Source organism: Fibrobacter sp. UWB7 (assembly GCF_900142945.1).
GTDB lineage: Bacteria > Fibrobacterota > Fibrobacteria > Fibrobacterales > Fibrobacteraceae > Fibrobacter.
Window position 1 is genome coordinate 398,687 of the sequence record NZ_FRCO01000002.1, and the last position, 15,691, is coordinate 414,377.

A 15,691-nucleotide genomic window follows, 5' to 3' on the forward strand; every position below is an offset into this window, starting at 1 on the left:
CACTTTTTATAGTGGTTTAGACAAAATCCCGATGTAAGTTTTTACAACAAAAAGAAGTTTATCAAAAAAAAATCACCCGCCTTTCGACGAGTGATTTTGTCTTCGGTTTTGATGTGCTTAAATCGTTTTACGAGTGATGCGCATTTCAACTAGCAACTAGTAGATGAACAACATCTCGCGGTACTTCGGAAGCGGCCACTTTTCGTCCGGAACAATCTTTTCGAGAGAGTCCACAACCAAGCGGAGGTCGAGCATACCGTTCAAGATATCTTCGTGCTTCCCTGCGAGAGCCTTTTCCATCACTTCGATAGCTGCGAGCAACTTCTTGATGCTTTCGCCAAGCGGCTTGGCGTAAGAATCGAGAGCCGGGAAGCCCTGGTTCAGAGCCATTTCGTTTGCTTTGAGAGCAGCGGAGTAAGCTTCGATGGCCTGCGGGAGAATGATGTCCTTCGCCATGTCGCGAGCGATTTCACCTTCGATGTGAATCTTCTTGTGGTAGTCTTCCATGTTGACTTCGTAGCGGGAATCGAGTTCGCGCTTGTTGAACACGCCGTACTTTTCGAAGAGGGCGACGTTTTCTTTCTTGGTAAGTGCCTGGAGGGCTTCCATGGTGGTGCGGGTATTCGGGAGACCACGCTTAGCAGCTTCTTCAACCCATTCGTCGGTATAGCCGTTGCCGTTGAAGATAACGCGCTTGTGTTCCTTAACAATCTTCTGGAGAAGGTTCTGGAGTTCTTCGTGGAACTTGTCTGCAGGAACGTTGGCAAGCTTGTCTGCAATGATGTCGAATGCTTCTGCAACGATCGTGTTGAGGATAACGTTCGGTTCAGAGCAGCTCTGGCTAGAACCCGGTGCACGGAATTCGAACTTGTTGCCAGTGAATGCGAACGGAGAAGTACGGTTACGGTCCGTAGCGTCACGCGGGAGCGGCGGGAGAGTATCGGAACCGAGCTTGAGAGCGCCAGCCTGTTTGCTGGACTTCGGATCGCCCTTTTCGAGCTGGTCGACGACGTCAGCAAGCTGGTCGCCGAGGTACATGGAGATGATTGCCGGAGGAGCTTCGTTTGCTCCAAGGCGGTGGTCGTTACCAGCGCTTGCCACAGCCATACGGAGTAGGTCAGCGTGAGTATCGACAGCGTAAATCACAGCGCAGAGCGTGGTGAGGAAGATAGCGTTCTGGTGCGGGTCCTTGCCCGGGTTCAAGAGGTTGGTCTTACCGTAGTTCACAGACCAGTTGTTGTGCTTACCAGAACCGTTGATGCCAGCAAACGGCTTTTCGTGGAGGAGGCAGACGAGTCCGTGGCGGTCAGCAACCTGACGGAGAACTTCCATAATCTGCATGTTGTGGTCGCAAGCGAGGTTCACTTCTTCGAACATCGGAGCAAGTTCGAACTGAGCCGGAGCGACTTCGTTGTGGCGGGTCTTAGCCGGAATGCCGAGCTTCCAGAGTTCCTTTTCCACATCGTTCATGAAGTTCAAAATGCGGGACGGAATGCTACCGAAGTAGTGGTCTTCCATCTGCTGGTGCTTTGCCGGAGCTGCACCGAACAGGGTGCGGCCAGCCTGATAAAGGTCCGGGCGCTGGAGGTAGAAGCGCTTGTCGACGAGGAAGTATTCCTGTTCGGCACCGAGCGTAACGGTGACCTTCTGCTGGGCAACACCGAAGAGGCCCATAAGACGGTCTGCGGATTTCTGCAAAGCCTGGATAGAACGGAGAAGCGGAGTCTTCTTGTCGAGTGCTTCACCCGTGTAGCTACAGAATGCAGTCGGGATGCAGAGCGTTGCACCGTTACCGTGACGCTTGATGAAAGCCGGGGAAGTCGGGTCCCAAGCGGTGTAACCACGAGCTTCGAAAGTAGAACGGAGACCGCCGCTCGGGAAAGAAGATGCGTCCGGTTCGCCGACGATCAAGTTCTTGCCGCTGAAAGCGAGAATAGCCTTGTCGCCTTCGGGTTCCAAGAAAGAATCGTGTTTTTCGGCAGTGGAACCGGTAAGAGGCTGGAACCAGTGAGTAAAGTGAGTAGCGCCGCGATCAAGGGCCCACTTTTTCATGCCGTGTGCAACTTCGCCAGCGATGCTCGGGTCGAGCGGTGCGCCGTCATCGATAGTTGCAAAAAGCTTTTTGCAGATGTCTTTCGGCAGGTAAGTGCGCATGGCGTCGGCGTTGAAAACGTCTTCACCATAAAAGTCGATATTTGCGGGGGCTGCGGCCATGTTTGCGCCTGCGGCTTCGCTCGCGATTTCCTTGATTGCTTTTAATCTATATGCGTTGCTCATTTGGCAAACTCCTTATTGTTTTTTGTTTTTCGCTGCCCTATTTGCAAAAAACGTGCCAAAATGTAATTTGAATGATTTTATGCGAAAAATGTGTAATTTACGGGTTTCTAGAACACTTTACAAAAAACGATGTTTTTCAAATTTTGGAAAAACGAATGTTAATTTACAGAAAATGTAAAAACAAGGTGTAAAATTGCGCTTGAACTAAGCCTTTTGTCGCCCACATGCACTTTATTTGACAAAAGTCTTTACAATTCATAATTTTGGCGTAGAAAAGTAAGCTCGTACAGCGTTTTTTTCCATGAAAATTTGGCTTTTTTTGTTAATAATATCAATATTATGGGGAGCTTGTAGCAATAGCAGTAGCTCGTCCAACGATATTGTACCCGACGTCGAACCCGAACCAGAAATAATGGAGGGTATGCAGGTCATCAAAGGCGGTGATCTGGTTTTGGGGAGTAACGAATCTTCGTTCAGGATCGCCGAACGCCCCGCCATGAAAGTCCATCTCGATTATGAATTTTATTTAGATGTTCACGAAGTTACTTGTGGGAGCTATCGAATTCTCGCGAAAAAAGGCAAGGTGAAAGACTTTGGCGAATGCGCAAACGATGAGCTACCATTAGCCAATGTTACTTATTTCGACGCCGTTCTTTATGCGAATGCCAAGAGCGTAGAACTAAATCATGATACTGCTTACACGTACTCAAAAGCAACATACGATAGCGAAGGCCATTGCTCAAATCTGGAAGGTTTTGCGTTCCATCCTGATGCCGATGCTTTCCGACTCCCGACAGAAGCAGAGTGGGTTCTCGCAGCATCACAAAGCTGGAATCCCAAAGAAAAAAGCTGGAATTCTGACAATTCCGAATTTCATGCGCACCCCGTCTGTACTGCAGGGAAGGATTCTTTAGGATTTTGCGACTTGGCAGGAAACGTAAAAGAGTGGGTGAACGACTGGGCGGGGATGTTCCGCGACACGACTGTTACAAATTATGTCGGTGCTCCAGATGGTGGCGCTGTTGGGGAAAGAGTTTTAAAAGGCGGATATTATTCAGACCGCGCATCAGAAATAAATCTAGTTTCCCGTGGCGATGATTACACCGTAGAATCCTCATCTCATGCAGAACGAATTGGGTTCCGACTCGCTTTTGGAAAAATTCCATCTCCGACATGGCTTGATGCCAATGGCAAAGTGCAACAGAGCATAGTCTCTCCGCTTGCAAGCGCGACAGCCTTAAAATCTTATACGGGAACGTACAACATGATTCTCGCTTTCAGAAACGACATTAGCGGGAATCTTGCTTACATCAATTACAATGACGGAACGTTATCCGTTACAGAAATTGAAGACACTTTGGAGGTTTACCATCCCGATATTTCGCCTGACGGAAAACATGTAGCATTCTGCACTCGATTTGAAGGTATTGCTGGAGAATCCAGCCTTTACGTTCGCGACCTGAACGCAAACGGTTCAAATCTTGTAAAGCTCGATGTTCCAAGCGCAGCTATCCCGCGTTGGCGCGTTGTAAACGGCGACACGGTTATCGTTTACGTCACAGATGCAGGCAGCAACAAAGACGAAGTCGCATTTGCAGCGACAAGCACATGGCAAGTCGAATTCGCAAATGGCAAATTTGGCGTCCCTGAAAAACTTTTTGATGGAGCTTATCACGGCGGCGTTAGCGAAGACAACAAACTCGCTGTTACAGGTGCAAGATTGTTGCGTGCCCTCTTTGCGGATTCTGGTTCTGACATTACACAAAAAATGAACTCTGCTATATGGTACAATAACGAACAAGCTTGCAATGCGTCCCTAGCACAAGACGGTAGCAAGCGCACCGTATTCCTTGATTTTGCAGGAAAAACCGGGACTGAGTTTGTCGGAACTCCATACGCCACGCACGAACGCATCCTTATCGCCGACAGCAATGGCAAATTGTTGCAGAGCGTCAAATCTCCTGATGGCTATACTTTCGATCATAGCGAATGGGCTACCGATGGGGATCGCTCCAACATCGTAGCGACTCTTGTTAATTTAAACGGAGCCCACACGAAAATCGTGCTTGCAAACCCTACCGACAATAGCATTTTGGAACTTGCCGAAGGCGATGAACTCTGGCACCCCAATTTATGGGTGAAAAAAGTCTTCAAAGCGCCGAAGGACACTATTCCGCAAGATACCGTAAAAAAGGATTCCATTCCCAAAGACACCATTCCTAAGGACTCCATCCCCAAAGATACTGTTAAAAAAGACACCGTTAAAAACGATACACTTCCTAAAGATACGTTCCAATTGGATCCGGACAGTGCGGGAATTTACTTTGTCCCAGGCACGTCAGAAATAGCCGTCAAGTGGCGCTATAAAATTGATTTGCTTTGGCATCAATACGACTCGCTAAACACAGTCATTCTCGGATCGTCGCGTGCGCTTCACGGCGTTATCCCATCGCTTTTCGATCAAAAATTTAAGGCGCTCAATATGGCAAATTCAAACAGCATGCTTTATTGTGCAAATTTCATTTTTGAGAACTACGTTCTTCCGCACGTCAGCCACCTCAAATACGTCGTCATTTCCGTTGATATGGATATCTGGTTCAATTCGGCGCCCAACAGCTTCTTGTTAAACAACCACCGCAATTATCCCGGCTACGCCTACGACGAGGACCATAATTATTGGAAGGATTCTGTTCCGAGCAAGCTTGCTGAATACACGAGAAATTCTCCAGGATATTCCAAGTTTGAACCGCTATTGAATACCATGGGTTACGAACAACTTGAAGCTGCAGGGTGGGGTGATCCTAAAATTTGGACAGATAGTTTGTGGCTGAATCGCTATTCCAACCTTTATTACGACAACTTTAATTTATTGAAAACGATTATTGAAGAATGTAAAGCACGAGAAATTTATGTCATCGGAGTCATCTTCCCGCAGAACCCCGCATACAAAAATACCGGTGCACTCGGATTCCACGGAATACAGAGGAGCAAGGCTCCCGCGCTCATCAAGGAACTCGCCGATTTACACGATGAACACCCCAACTTTGTCCTTATGGACGAAAATAAGATGGGGGAGCACGACTACACCGACAACATGGCTTTTGACTGCAACCATCTAGCCCACGAAGGGGCTATTCAAATGACGAAACGTCTAGATTCTCTTTTGCAAACTTTGCCGTAAATAGCCCGCAAAACTCCATTTTACAGGCTCTGTCAAGCCTTTTTATATAGCTGCGTGGTTATTTCCGAAAAACTGCGCCAACGCTGCGGTTTTAACCACGGCTCTGTCAAGTCTGGTCGTACGGCTATTTTTTGGCTGTGGTTATGCTGCGGCGCCGAAACCTAAAAACTACCTAAAAATGGCGTTTTTGAAGTAAAAATGCAGTTTTCTAGGGGCTTACAAATTGAGAAAAGTTTGCTAGCACCTACTTTTTATACGGATTGGCTTGACAGAGCCGTTTTTATTAGTGTCTTTCTGTTCACTATATCTAGCCCGTCAAAAATAGTCCATCACCGTTTTTAGGCTAGAATCGCCATATTCGCGTTTTGGAGCACTTCTGGACTCGCGAAACATAGTCCAAATAGTTGAACATGGTTTTAGCCCCAAAATCAGCCTAGAATCGCACCGTGGAATCACAAATAAAGTCTCTTTCGATAGTCCTAAAAAGACCGCCAGAAGCAACGAAAAAACGGGCTTTTACACCCGTTTCGTAACCCTGGAAAAAGCTCGTGTCCACTATTGTATATAATGATATGACTTACTACTTATTCTACTATTTACGAAGTTTCTTATCCGAGATTCGCTCAACGAAATAGACTGAGTCTGATTTGTCAGCCTTCATCAAGGCGAACATCAGCATATACGCCGCGGTTCTGTCAGTGAACCTTTCCAAGATTTCATATCCGTTGCCTTCCGGCTTGCGAACCTTGCACACGTTATAAATCCACATTCTGACGACCTATTTTTTATCTAAAGAAGATGTTTAGCTTTTAGCAGTTTTTCATATTTAGAGATTCTGCATTATTCGAAATAATGGTGAGCATGTATGCAATCAGTAGATAATCCGTAAGTTATTCAACAGCGTCTAACAATTTTTTGCAGTAATCTTTTTCTGGGGTACTGGTTTCTTTTTCGCTGTCCAAAATGCCATATTCATCATACTTGGAAATTTTTATGTAATAGTTACCACTCCAATCTTTATTTCCAAGACAAAAAACAGATTTGATTTTTCGCTCACCCATGCAAGTCCAGGTAAAATCACCTGTCATCATAGCTTCTGTGAGATAGGCATGAAATTTTTCGTAATCACCTTTGTTTAGGGCGGCGGCAGCTTGTTTGTCCGTTTTTGTCGGCAAGGTAATGAGGTCTTTACAATAATTGACATAGAACCCTGAATGACCATCTATCTTTGCATAAAGATATTGCATCCTTTTTGCAGGCATGGTGACTGTGACAAAACCTTTTGCTTTATCTTCGCACCAAAATGCTCCTGAACTGTTGAAGCAGCCGTTGGGAGCTTTTGCTTTTTCCCAGTCTATGTCATCGTAAGGATGCGCAAACGCCATTGAGATGGCGCATATAAAAAGAAATGAAACGATAAATTGCTTTGACATATTCAATAAAATAGCAATCTGACCGTCTATTTTGTTGGTGGTGCTAGCGGTTGTGGTCCGGGCGGAGCGTCTAAACGGCAGCTGAGTGCATGTGTTTGCAGAAAGTGAACATCATGAGGCAAAATCGGAGTCATTTTCCTTGTCGCACTCTTCTACTGGCCTTGGTAGTTAGGCTTTGTCAGGTCATTTTCGCAGCGTTTTGGCAGTCTTTGTAAAAAAGTACGAATTAGCCTGACAGAGCCAACGGTCACAGAACCTATTTGCCTTTATTCAAAATCATCCTGCTTATTTTTCTTCCAACAGGTAATCCAAGATTTTTACCAGCAATTCGTTGGCGGGGCCCATGGCGGTCTTACCGGCAATGCGGATGTCCTTCGGGTTTTGAACGTAGTCAAAACCTGCGGCAATGCCTGCCTTGATTTCGTCGTCGCCGTTCTTTAACATGCTTTCCATGGATTCGGGCGTGGCTTCTAGATGGAACTGCAATGCGATTCCGCTGCCGATTTTGAATGCCTGATTCTGGCAGGCTTCACTAAAGGCGAATGGTTCTGCAATGCCCGGTAGTTCTGGAATGTCAAAGGTTTCGCCATGCCAATGGAAAACGTCCAGGCTTTCGGGCAAATTCATTTCTTCGACTGCATCGCCGGTGAAGGTGACGGGGAACCAGCCGATTTCCTTTTCGGGATTTTTCTTGATGGCCGCGCCAAAGGCGCTTGCGATCATCTGGGCACCGAGGCAGATTCCCAGAAGGGGCTTGCCCAGCTGCACCATGTCGCAGCAAAGTTCTTTTTCGCGAACAAAATGAGGGTACTTTGTTTCGTCCAGAACGCTCATGGGCCCACCCATCAAGATGGCGAAGTCCACGTCGTCTTCATGAGGAATGGGGTCGCCGGCGTAAAGGCGCACGATATGAACGTTGTGCCCCTTGGCCTGCAGGTAGGGGAGAATCGCTCCCGGACCTTCGTATTCAACATGCTGAAAAATATAGGTTTCCATAACCGCAAATATAAAAAAGACCCGCGATTTCTCGCGGGCTAATTTTTTGAGCGGGCGGTTTGCCTGCCGAAAATTACTTACCGAATTCGCTAGTCGGCTTCATGACCTGCCACAGCACAGCCTTGTGTGCATGCAAGCGGTTTTCTGCTTCTTCGAAGCTCATGTTCACGTCGAGATTGTCCATCACGGAGTCCGTGATTTCTTCGCCGCGGTGAGCGGGCAAGCAATGGCTGACCTTGCAGTGGGCCGGCGCGGGCATAGTAGATGTCGTCAAACGTTTCGTCGTTCCAGCCGTTGATGCAGGTCACGAGCTTGATTTCTTCTTCGGTGGCGATTCCGTTCTCAATGAGGAAATCCATCTTTTGTTCGAGGGTCATGGCGTCGCTCCTATTACTTGAGAAAGTCGGTGAAGGTTTCGGTTTCAATGAGTTTATCCCAGAGAGCGCCCATGGAACCGGCGTGGCCCCAGTTGTTTTTTTTTGTTTGTCTGGAATGCCATCAGCCTGGCTTCGATTCTCTTGACGATTTTGAGGGCTTCTCTTTGGCGGCCCTTGGTGACCTTGATTACTTCGGAATTCTTCATGTTGCACTTCCTTGTGGGGCTCTGTCAAGCCAAACTGTATTTTTTTACAAAATTGCATGGTCACTGCATTCCAACTGTTTTTAGGCTGCAAAAATCACCACGGCTCTGTCACACCAAATCGTATGGCTGTAGAAACGCTGCGGAAACCAAAAATGGCCAAAAAAGTCTAAATTCTGCAATTCTGTAGTGAATAAACAGCTTCGGAGGGGCTTACGAAACCGACATTTTTTGCTATGGCAATGGAACCGTATAAAATGACTTGACAGAGCCGTTTTTATGGCTCTGTCAAGCCTTTTTATATAGCTGCGTGGTTATTTCCGAAAAACTGCGCCAACGCTGCGGTTTTAGCCACGGCTCTGTCAAGTCTGGTCGTACGGCTATTTTTTGGCTGTGGTTATGCTGCGGCGCCGAAACCTAAAAACTACCTAAAAATGGCGTTTTTGAAGTAAAAATGCAGTTTTCTAGGGGCTTACAAATTGAGAAAAGTTTGCTAGCACCTACTTTTTATACGGATTGGCTTGACAGAGCCATTTTACACTTGCTTTTTTGTGCAGTTAATATTATATTTAGTGAACAAAAAGGCAAGTAAACAAGTGTGTCGTTAAAAACGATGGGAAAAAATGGATTTACGCGATAAACTGAACATTCTAGGCGATGCCGCCAAGTACGATGTTTCGTGCTCGTCGAGCGGTTCCAAGCGCAATTCGCCAAAAGGCGGAATGGGGTGCGGGCATAGCTCGGGCATTTGCCACACATGGAGCGCCGATGGTCGCTGCATTTCGCTATTGAAAGTGCTGTTCAGTAACGCTTGCAAATACGATTGCGCCTATTGCGTGAACCGACGCAGTAACGATATTCCACGAGCGACATTTACTCCCAAAGAACTCATTAACCTCACGTTGGAATTTTACCGCCGCAATTACATTGAAGGGCTTTTCTTGAGCTCAGCTGTGATTGGCACACCAGATTACACGATGGAACTGTTAATTAAGGTGGCTAAGGAATTGCGTTTGGTACACCATTTTGGCGGTTACATTCATTTAAAGGCGATCCCCGGCGCAAGTTCTAGGCTTTTGTTCGAGGCCGGGCTTTATGCCGACCGCAGCAGCGTGAATATCGAAATTCCTTCGGACAAGCAGTTGCAATACCTCGCGCCCGAAAAGAATTTTGCATCCATTTATCGCCCGATGAATTTCTTGGCGGAACGCAAGCTTGAATACAAAACGGACAAGTCCAAGTACTCTCCGAAGTTCTTGCCAGCAGGGCAGAGTACGCAAATGATTGTCGGAGCGTCGGGAGAAACAGACTTCCAGATTTTGACGCTTTCGGCGGGATTTTACAAGCAACAGCAAATGAAGCGTGTTTATTTTTCGGGGTATGTTCCGATAAATGCAGACAAGCGCTTGCCCGTAATTACCACAAAACCGCCACTTTTACGCGAACACCGGCTTTATCAGGCCGACTGGCTCATGCGTTTTTACAAGTTCGAGTACAACGAGATTCTTGACGAGAAAAATCCGTTCCTGGACCCGGATTTGGATCCGAAAGTGATGTGGGCACTCCGCCATCCGGAATGTTTCCCGGTCGATTTGCAATCCGCCGATTACGAGATGATTTTGCGCGTGCCCGGCATTGGCGTGAGGTCAGCTCAGCTCATTGTCAGTGGAAGGCGTTATTCTAAAATCAGGCTCGAGCATTTAAAGAAAATGGGGGTGGTGCTCAAGCGCGCAAAATACTTCATCTACGATAGCGACGTACCGCGAGAACTCCACAAGCTTTACCCTGAGATGATTCGCCCCTTGCTTATTGCAGGCAAACCCAAGAACGATCAACTCGACCTGTTCGACTCCATGCCCGCAGCGCTGCCACAGCCAAAAGCCGCACCATACACTAACGCTTTGTCAATCGCAAACAACTAACCATTCTCATCTCGTCATCCTGAACGCGAAAGCGTGAAGGATCCAGTTAAGTTTCGCATCAAAATTATGTCCCTCGCCATTCATTATGATTCTACTTTCGACGGCTTTTTGAGTGCCGTTTTCGAGATTTACCGTCAGCATCTCGATGTTTCTTGCTTTGTCGCCGAACGCACATACGAAGCCGAACACGAAGCGGCAAGCGACCTTTTCGCACAACCCTTCCACGTTGAAACGTCTGAAGATTCCGCCAACCGCCTCAAACGAGCTATTACCAAAGCGGCAAGCAAGGACGTATTGAATTTACTCGAAACGTGTTTCCGTTCCGAAGACGCAAACATCGAGATGAACATTCTTGCGTACTTGCGCAAGCTTTTTGCGGGGCTAGACCCGAATTACGGCCGCAATCCGTCAAGTCTCGAAATGATTCCGCTCATTACCATCGCGCGTTCCGTGCGCCGCGAAATGGACAACATGTACGGAATGGTGCGCTTCAATAAAGCCCCCGATGGTATGTACATCGCCGAAATCGAGCCCAAGTACGACATTCTCGAAATGATTGTCGGGCATTTCCGATGCCGTTACCCCAACGGCACATGGGCGATTATCGATGTCAAGCGAGGCTTTGGCGTCTATTACGAGAATTACCGGACACATTTTGTAACGGTTCCTGATCCAAGTTACATTTCAGCGCATGCACCTCCAGATGAATTTACGCGAATGTGGAAGTCTTACTACGACACGATGGCGATCAAGGAGCGGCTCAACCCGCGCCTTCTTCGACGTTGCCTGCCTGTACGCTACTGGAAACATCTTCCTGAACGTTCGTTATCGAACTACTCGGCGAAAAACATCGGAAATGTAGTGCCGCCGCAACTTCCATCTGAAGTCGCCAAATCAAACGCGTCAGCATCCATAAGGCTCAAATAGCCGAGCTTACGCCTTGTGGCACATATTTTGCTTGAAAAGTCCATGGTTGAGCGCTGAATTTTTTATATATGCGAAAAAATTTTGGCTCTAAAAAAACATTTAGTTGTATATTTATAATGGATTAATTGACATTATGGAGAAAATTAAAGACATGAACGGCTCATCTGTGAAACCGGGCTTTTTCGTTCAAGATTCTTTTCTGTATAGCAAGGACAACGAAAAGGTTGTTCTTCGTGGTGTAAACCACATGTTTATTTGGACGGATCGTGAAGGCAAGACCATTCCCGAAATTGCAAAGACTGGCGCAAACTGTGTAAGAATTGTTTGGAATACTCGAGGCCGCATCAGCGACCTCGACAACATTATTTCGCTTTGTATTGCCAACGGCATGATTCCTATCCCGGAAATTCATGACACAACCGGTAACTGGGACCGCCTGAGCGACGCCCTTGAATTTTGGCTTCGCGAAGAAACACTCCAGATGATTTACAATCATCAGGAATACTTGATTTTGAACATCGGTAACGAACCGGGCGACAAGGCCCAGAGCGCCGATGACTTTTTCAACGCCTATAACATCATCGTTACAAAGCTCCGCGCCTCTGGTGTGCGTGTGCCGATTATGATCGACGCCGACGAATGGGGCCAGAACGAAAAGAATTTGTTGAACGTGGGCCCGAAACTTTTGCAGGCAGACCCCGAACACAACTTGATTTTCTCGATTCACATGTGGTGGCCGACCGAACGCCACAATCCGGTGGCAACAGGCTACGAAACCGTCAAGGACCGCATCAAGGGTACGCTCGAAGAATCCCTCAAGCGTAAGATTCCCCTGATTGTCGGTGAATTTGCTCCGGTGGCTGCAGGCGGTGTTCGTGAAATTCCGTACAAGTTCATCATGTCGGAATGCGAACGCTTGAACATCGGCTGGCTCGCATGGAGTTGGGGTCCGGGTAACTTCGACAGTCCGGAAATGGACATGACAGTTCACGGTTCCTACAACACGCTTCTTGGCTGGGGTAAGGAAGTCGCAGTAGACAGTCCTCTCGGCATCCAGAACACAAGTGTGATTCCGAACTTTATCCAGAACAAGGATTTCACGACCGGTTCTCAGGGAACTGGTGCGAACATCATCGAAAACGGTGAATTCAACGCCGAAGATCCGCTTTCAGGTTGGACCACCGATTTCTGGGGTGGAAAGGGCGATGTCACCGTCAAAGATGGCGTTGTGCATTTCGACATCAAGAAGGGCGGCAAGGATTCCTGGAATCTCCAGTTCAAGCAGCATTTTGCGCTCCACAAGGGTGTAACGTACATCTTTAGCATGCGTGCCAAGGCTGACAAGCCGCGTACGCTCAACGTGAACATCAAGAAGGACTGCGAAAGCTATACGCCGTATGCAAACGGCCGTATTCTTGACTTGAGCACGAGCTGGCAGAACTTCAGTTGGAAATTCACGATGAAGGAAGAAACCGATGTCGATGCTGTACTCATATTCGACATGGGTGGCGTGCCGATTTCCTGGAATCTCGCAGACGTTTCACTAGTTCATGCCCGCAGCGTTGCCGACCGTTTGAATAGAACGTTCCAGCGCAACGTGCAAAAGAACTCCGGTTACTTCAACGCACCGAACGGCCCGTGGGAACTGCACCTGTACTCCACAGATGGCAAGCTCCTCGAAATTCTCGACAAGGGTAAGGGCGGGGAAGGCATGCGTCAATACCCGAAGATCGAACGCAGCGGCATCATGGTCATCAAAGACCTCGGATAAAACGTTACCTTCCGCGGTCCTTTTTGACTTTTCATCCTTAGAATTGTCATTCTCGACCGAAGGGAGGGAATCCATTATTTCTTGAAAAAAAGCGCAATCCCTCATGGATTGCGCTTTTTTCTGTAGGAAGTTTTTTCTTACGCTTTTGCGGACTTGGCGTTCAACTTTTGCATGAGTGGGATGAGTCCACCGCCAATGGAATTGCCAATTGTAATTGCGACAAGCGCTTTGAGCATTGTCATTGAAAAGTCGCCTGCAAGCGAGAAATAGAACATGTCTGCAATGCAGTGCTAGAAACCGCTTAAGATAAAGACCATCACCGGGAGGAACACGATGAAAACTTTCCCGACCTGGTTTTCTACGGTCTTGTAGCCGTCAGCAGCGATGAACATGAGCATTCCGCAGAAAATCCCGAGCACGAGCAAACTTGCAAAACCATCGCCGTCCTTGATAACGCAAAGAGCATTTGCTTTCGCTTGAAGTGCCGCACCATAGCGAGTCGCTGCCATTAACTTCGCGAAAACGAACGTTCCAATGAAATTTCCGAGCCAAACAATTCCTAAAAATCCCCAATAATTAATCTTATTGTTGACGAAATAGCCGACCTTACCCGTAAAAAGGTTGAATCCGAAATTCAAAATCGTAAAAAGCCCCAGTCCGAACAAGAACGACCCGAGGATCTTATTGTCGCAAGAAAGGTAAACCGTTCCGCCGAGCCCAATGCACAAACCGGAGTAAATAGACTTGATAAAATTAATCATGGCGCCAAATTTAAAATTTTTAAACAGCGCTCATTTTCCAATTTTTGTCCACAAATACGTTATAAAACTTAAATTTTTCTTACAAAATTAATTAAGCCTCAATTTTCACGATTCGTAACCGACAAAATTGCGAAATTTAGCGTCAAAAATTGTAAATCGCATCATTTATCTGATGAAACAGAGGCTTGAAGTTCATAAAACGCCATAAGCCATGCTTTGAGGCGGGTCCAGTCGTTGTCATTGGGGGTGCGGATGTCCTTGTCGATTTTGTACACGATAAAATTTTTCATTGGAATATCGCCAATTATCGAGTATCGAAGCGCCTTAAAGAAATTCATTGTTAAATCCATACTGGTTTCGTAGACTGTTTTGCCATCTATTGCGATCATCACAAGGTCTTTGTGGATAACTATCGATAAGTGGTGGCGTTTGCTATCAAAAATTTTTTCACTGCAGTAAATTGTCGAATCTATAGAGGTCGAATCATTTTTATCTAAAATTCTCATGCAAATTTGTCGGGTGTTTTTGGGGCATTGGGTTATTTTGAAACCAAGAGAATCGTTGCCGACCGAGACTAGCGAGACTTGTTTGCGTGAGTCGCTGAGAGATTCAATCCAAAAACTGACAGCATAGCTAGAATCCCAAGGGTTAAAATCATAACCTATATCAATGGAGTCCGCGTTGATTTTTGAATAAAGGAGCCAAAGGTTTCTTTTTTGCCGTTGTTCATTTTGATCGAATGCGTCAATCCATCGAATCTTTTGATTGGCATAACCTATGGAATCGGGAATTATCCAAAAACGGCTTGAATCCGTCTCGTTTTTGGCTTTGGACATTATTATTTCGTTCCCGCGATCATCCATTAGAGCATCGTAATTTTCTTTTTTAAAGACAGGGATGATGAGGTTATTTAATATGTGGGGGAGCTTTGCTGAGTCTAAAATAGCTAAAGCTTTTGGCGGAATCGAGAGATCCAAAGTTCCGGCTTCGTGTCCTTTTAAAAATCCGTTTGCCCAGAAATACGTTGAACCGGCACGAATATGTTTGGGCCTCAGTAGTAATGGGTTGGCATTGGCTTTGCCATCTCTCCAACCTGTGTATGTTTCGTAAGATCCTGGAGGTACGTCACGAATAATGACAAAGCCTTTTTCTCGATCGTTTTCGGTAATTGTAGCGCAGGCAAAGGAACCTTCTAGGCAAATGGAATCGTAATCTCTGTAGCGTAAATAGAATTGCACTGAGGCGGGTTCACCGACTTCTATATCGAATTCGAACGAGTCTGGATAAGGAGTATCCCAAAATGTATAAACGTAGGTTTCAAATCCAAATAACGTGTCGGGATCGGTCGTCGTTTTGGCAAGCAATCTGTAACGGTGTTTATCGCCATCTGTAACGATGGAATAATATCCATTTTTATCGGCTTCGGTTGAATCCATGATATAGGCGTGTTGAGTGGTGGAATCAACTCCGGTAATATAGATTCGAGCGTGAGCTTGGGGGACGCTGTCGGCGTTGATGACTGTACCCACAATTGTCTTTCTTGAGTAATCTTTTATTTGGGGATATTTTGTTCGCGGATAATCACTATCGGTTCCGTTGTCACTGCATGCGTAAATAAAAACCAATAAAATAGCCAACGCCCCAAAGGATCCAAACTTGAATTTTTTCATCATATTAGTCATCTTGAATGTTATAATACAAAAATAGTTGATTTACAACAACATTTTGGAAAACTTTTGGAATAGCTTTCTGATTTTACGTATTTTGTAAAAATTCAAAATTTAATTTCAAAAACTGTAAACCGTGTTTGCATCAAATTTTAGAGATTCTGTTCAGAAATTTC

At 46.3% G+C, this 15,691-nt stretch carries 11 protein-coding genes; 4 read left to right on the plus strand and 7 right to left on the minus strand.

The genetic code is table 11. The features are described from left to right. Nucleotides 1-156 precede the first annotated feature (156 nt). The gene (locus BUC30_RS07170; RefSeq protein ID WP_073424210.1) at nt 157-2,277 is read right to left on the minus strand and encodes a glutamine synthetase III family protein; all 2,121 of its coding nucleotides are present in this window, start codon (nt 2,275-2,277) and stop codon (nt 157-159) included. 301 nt (nt 2,278-2,578) lie between these two features. On the opposite strand from BUC30_RS07170, the gene BUC30_RS07175 reads away from it, so the two are divergent. Continuing rightward, nucleotides 2,579-5,458, plus strand: coding sequence for a TIGR02171 family lipoprotein (locus BUC30_RS07175; RefSeq protein ID WP_073424211.1), 2,880 nt, complete (start codon nt 2,579-2,581; stop codon nt 5,456-5,458). Between the two features lie 890 nt (nt 5,459-6,348). Here the strand turns inward: BUC30_RS07175 and BUC30_RS07180 are convergent. From BUC30_RS07180 to BUC30_RS16090, 4 genes are all read right to left on the minus strand, one after another. Then, nucleotides 6,349-6,891, minus strand: a complete 543-nt coding sequence (locus tag BUC30_RS07180) for a hypothetical protein (protein ID WP_088629191.1) — start codon at nt 6,889-6,891, stop codon at nt 6,349-6,351. A gap of 285 nt (nt 6,892-7,176) precedes the next feature. Next, nucleotides 7,177-7,887 carry a type 1 glutamine amidotransferase gene (locus BUC30_RS07185; protein ID WP_072830128.1) on the minus strand — a complete coding sequence of 237 codons (711 nt, stop codon included), beginning with the start codon at nt 7,885-7,887 and terminating at the stop codon, nt 7,177-7,179. A gap of 73 nt (nt 7,888-7,960) precedes the next feature. Next, nucleotides 7,961-8,161, minus strand: a complete 201-nt coding sequence (locus BUC30_RS07190) for a hypothetical protein (protein ID WP_235002942.1) — start codon at nt 8,159-8,161, stop codon at nt 7,961-7,963. 156 nt (nt 8,162-8,317) lie between these two features. Continuing rightward, nucleotides 8,318-8,470, minus strand: a complete 153-nt coding sequence (locus tag BUC30_RS16090) for a hypothetical protein (protein WP_163442696.1) — start codon at nt 8,468-8,470, stop codon at nt 8,318-8,320. 620 nt (nt 8,471-9,090) lie between these two features. Here BUC30_RS16090 and BUC30_RS07195 point away from each other — a divergent pair. The 3 genes from BUC30_RS07195 (at nt 9,091) to BUC30_RS07205 (ending at nt 13,087) form a co-directional block, all read left to right on the plus strand. Continuing rightward, nucleotides 9,091-10,389: a putative DNA modification/repair radical SAM protein gene (locus BUC30_RS07195; protein WP_073424213.1), complete on the plus strand. Its 1,299-nt coding sequence runs from the start codon at nt 9,091-9,093 to the stop codon at nt 10,387-10,389. A 33-nt stretch (nt 10,390-10,422) separates the two neighbouring features. Then, nucleotides 10,423-11,316, plus strand: a complete 894-nt coding sequence (locus BUC30_RS07200; protein ID WP_244536537.1) for a TIGR03915 family putative DNA repair protein — start codon at nt 10,423-10,425, stop codon at nt 11,314-11,316. A gap of 133 nt (nt 11,317-11,449) precedes the next feature. After that, nucleotides 11,450-13,087, plus strand: coding sequence for a cellulase family glycosylhydrolase (locus BUC30_RS07205; RefSeq protein ID WP_073424215.1), 1,638 nt, complete (start codon nt 11,450-11,452; stop codon nt 13,085-13,087). 290 nt (nt 13,088-13,377) lie between these two features. On the opposite strand, the gene BUC30_RS07210 is transcribed toward BUC30_RS07205, so the two are convergent. Next, nucleotides 13,378-13,848, minus strand: a complete 471-nt coding sequence (locus tag BUC30_RS07210; protein ID WP_244536538.1) for a formate/nitrite transporter family protein — start codon at nt 13,846-13,848, stop codon at nt 13,378-13,380. Nucleotides 13,849-14,009: 161 nt separating this feature from the next. Next, on the minus strand, nt 14,010-15,521 hold the full coding sequence (locus BUC30_RS07215) for a carboxypeptidase-like regulatory domain-containing protein (protein WP_139260806.1): 1,512 nt from the start codon (nt 15,519-15,521) through the stop codon (nt 14,010-14,012). Nucleotides 15,522-15,691: the final 170 nt, after the last annotated feature.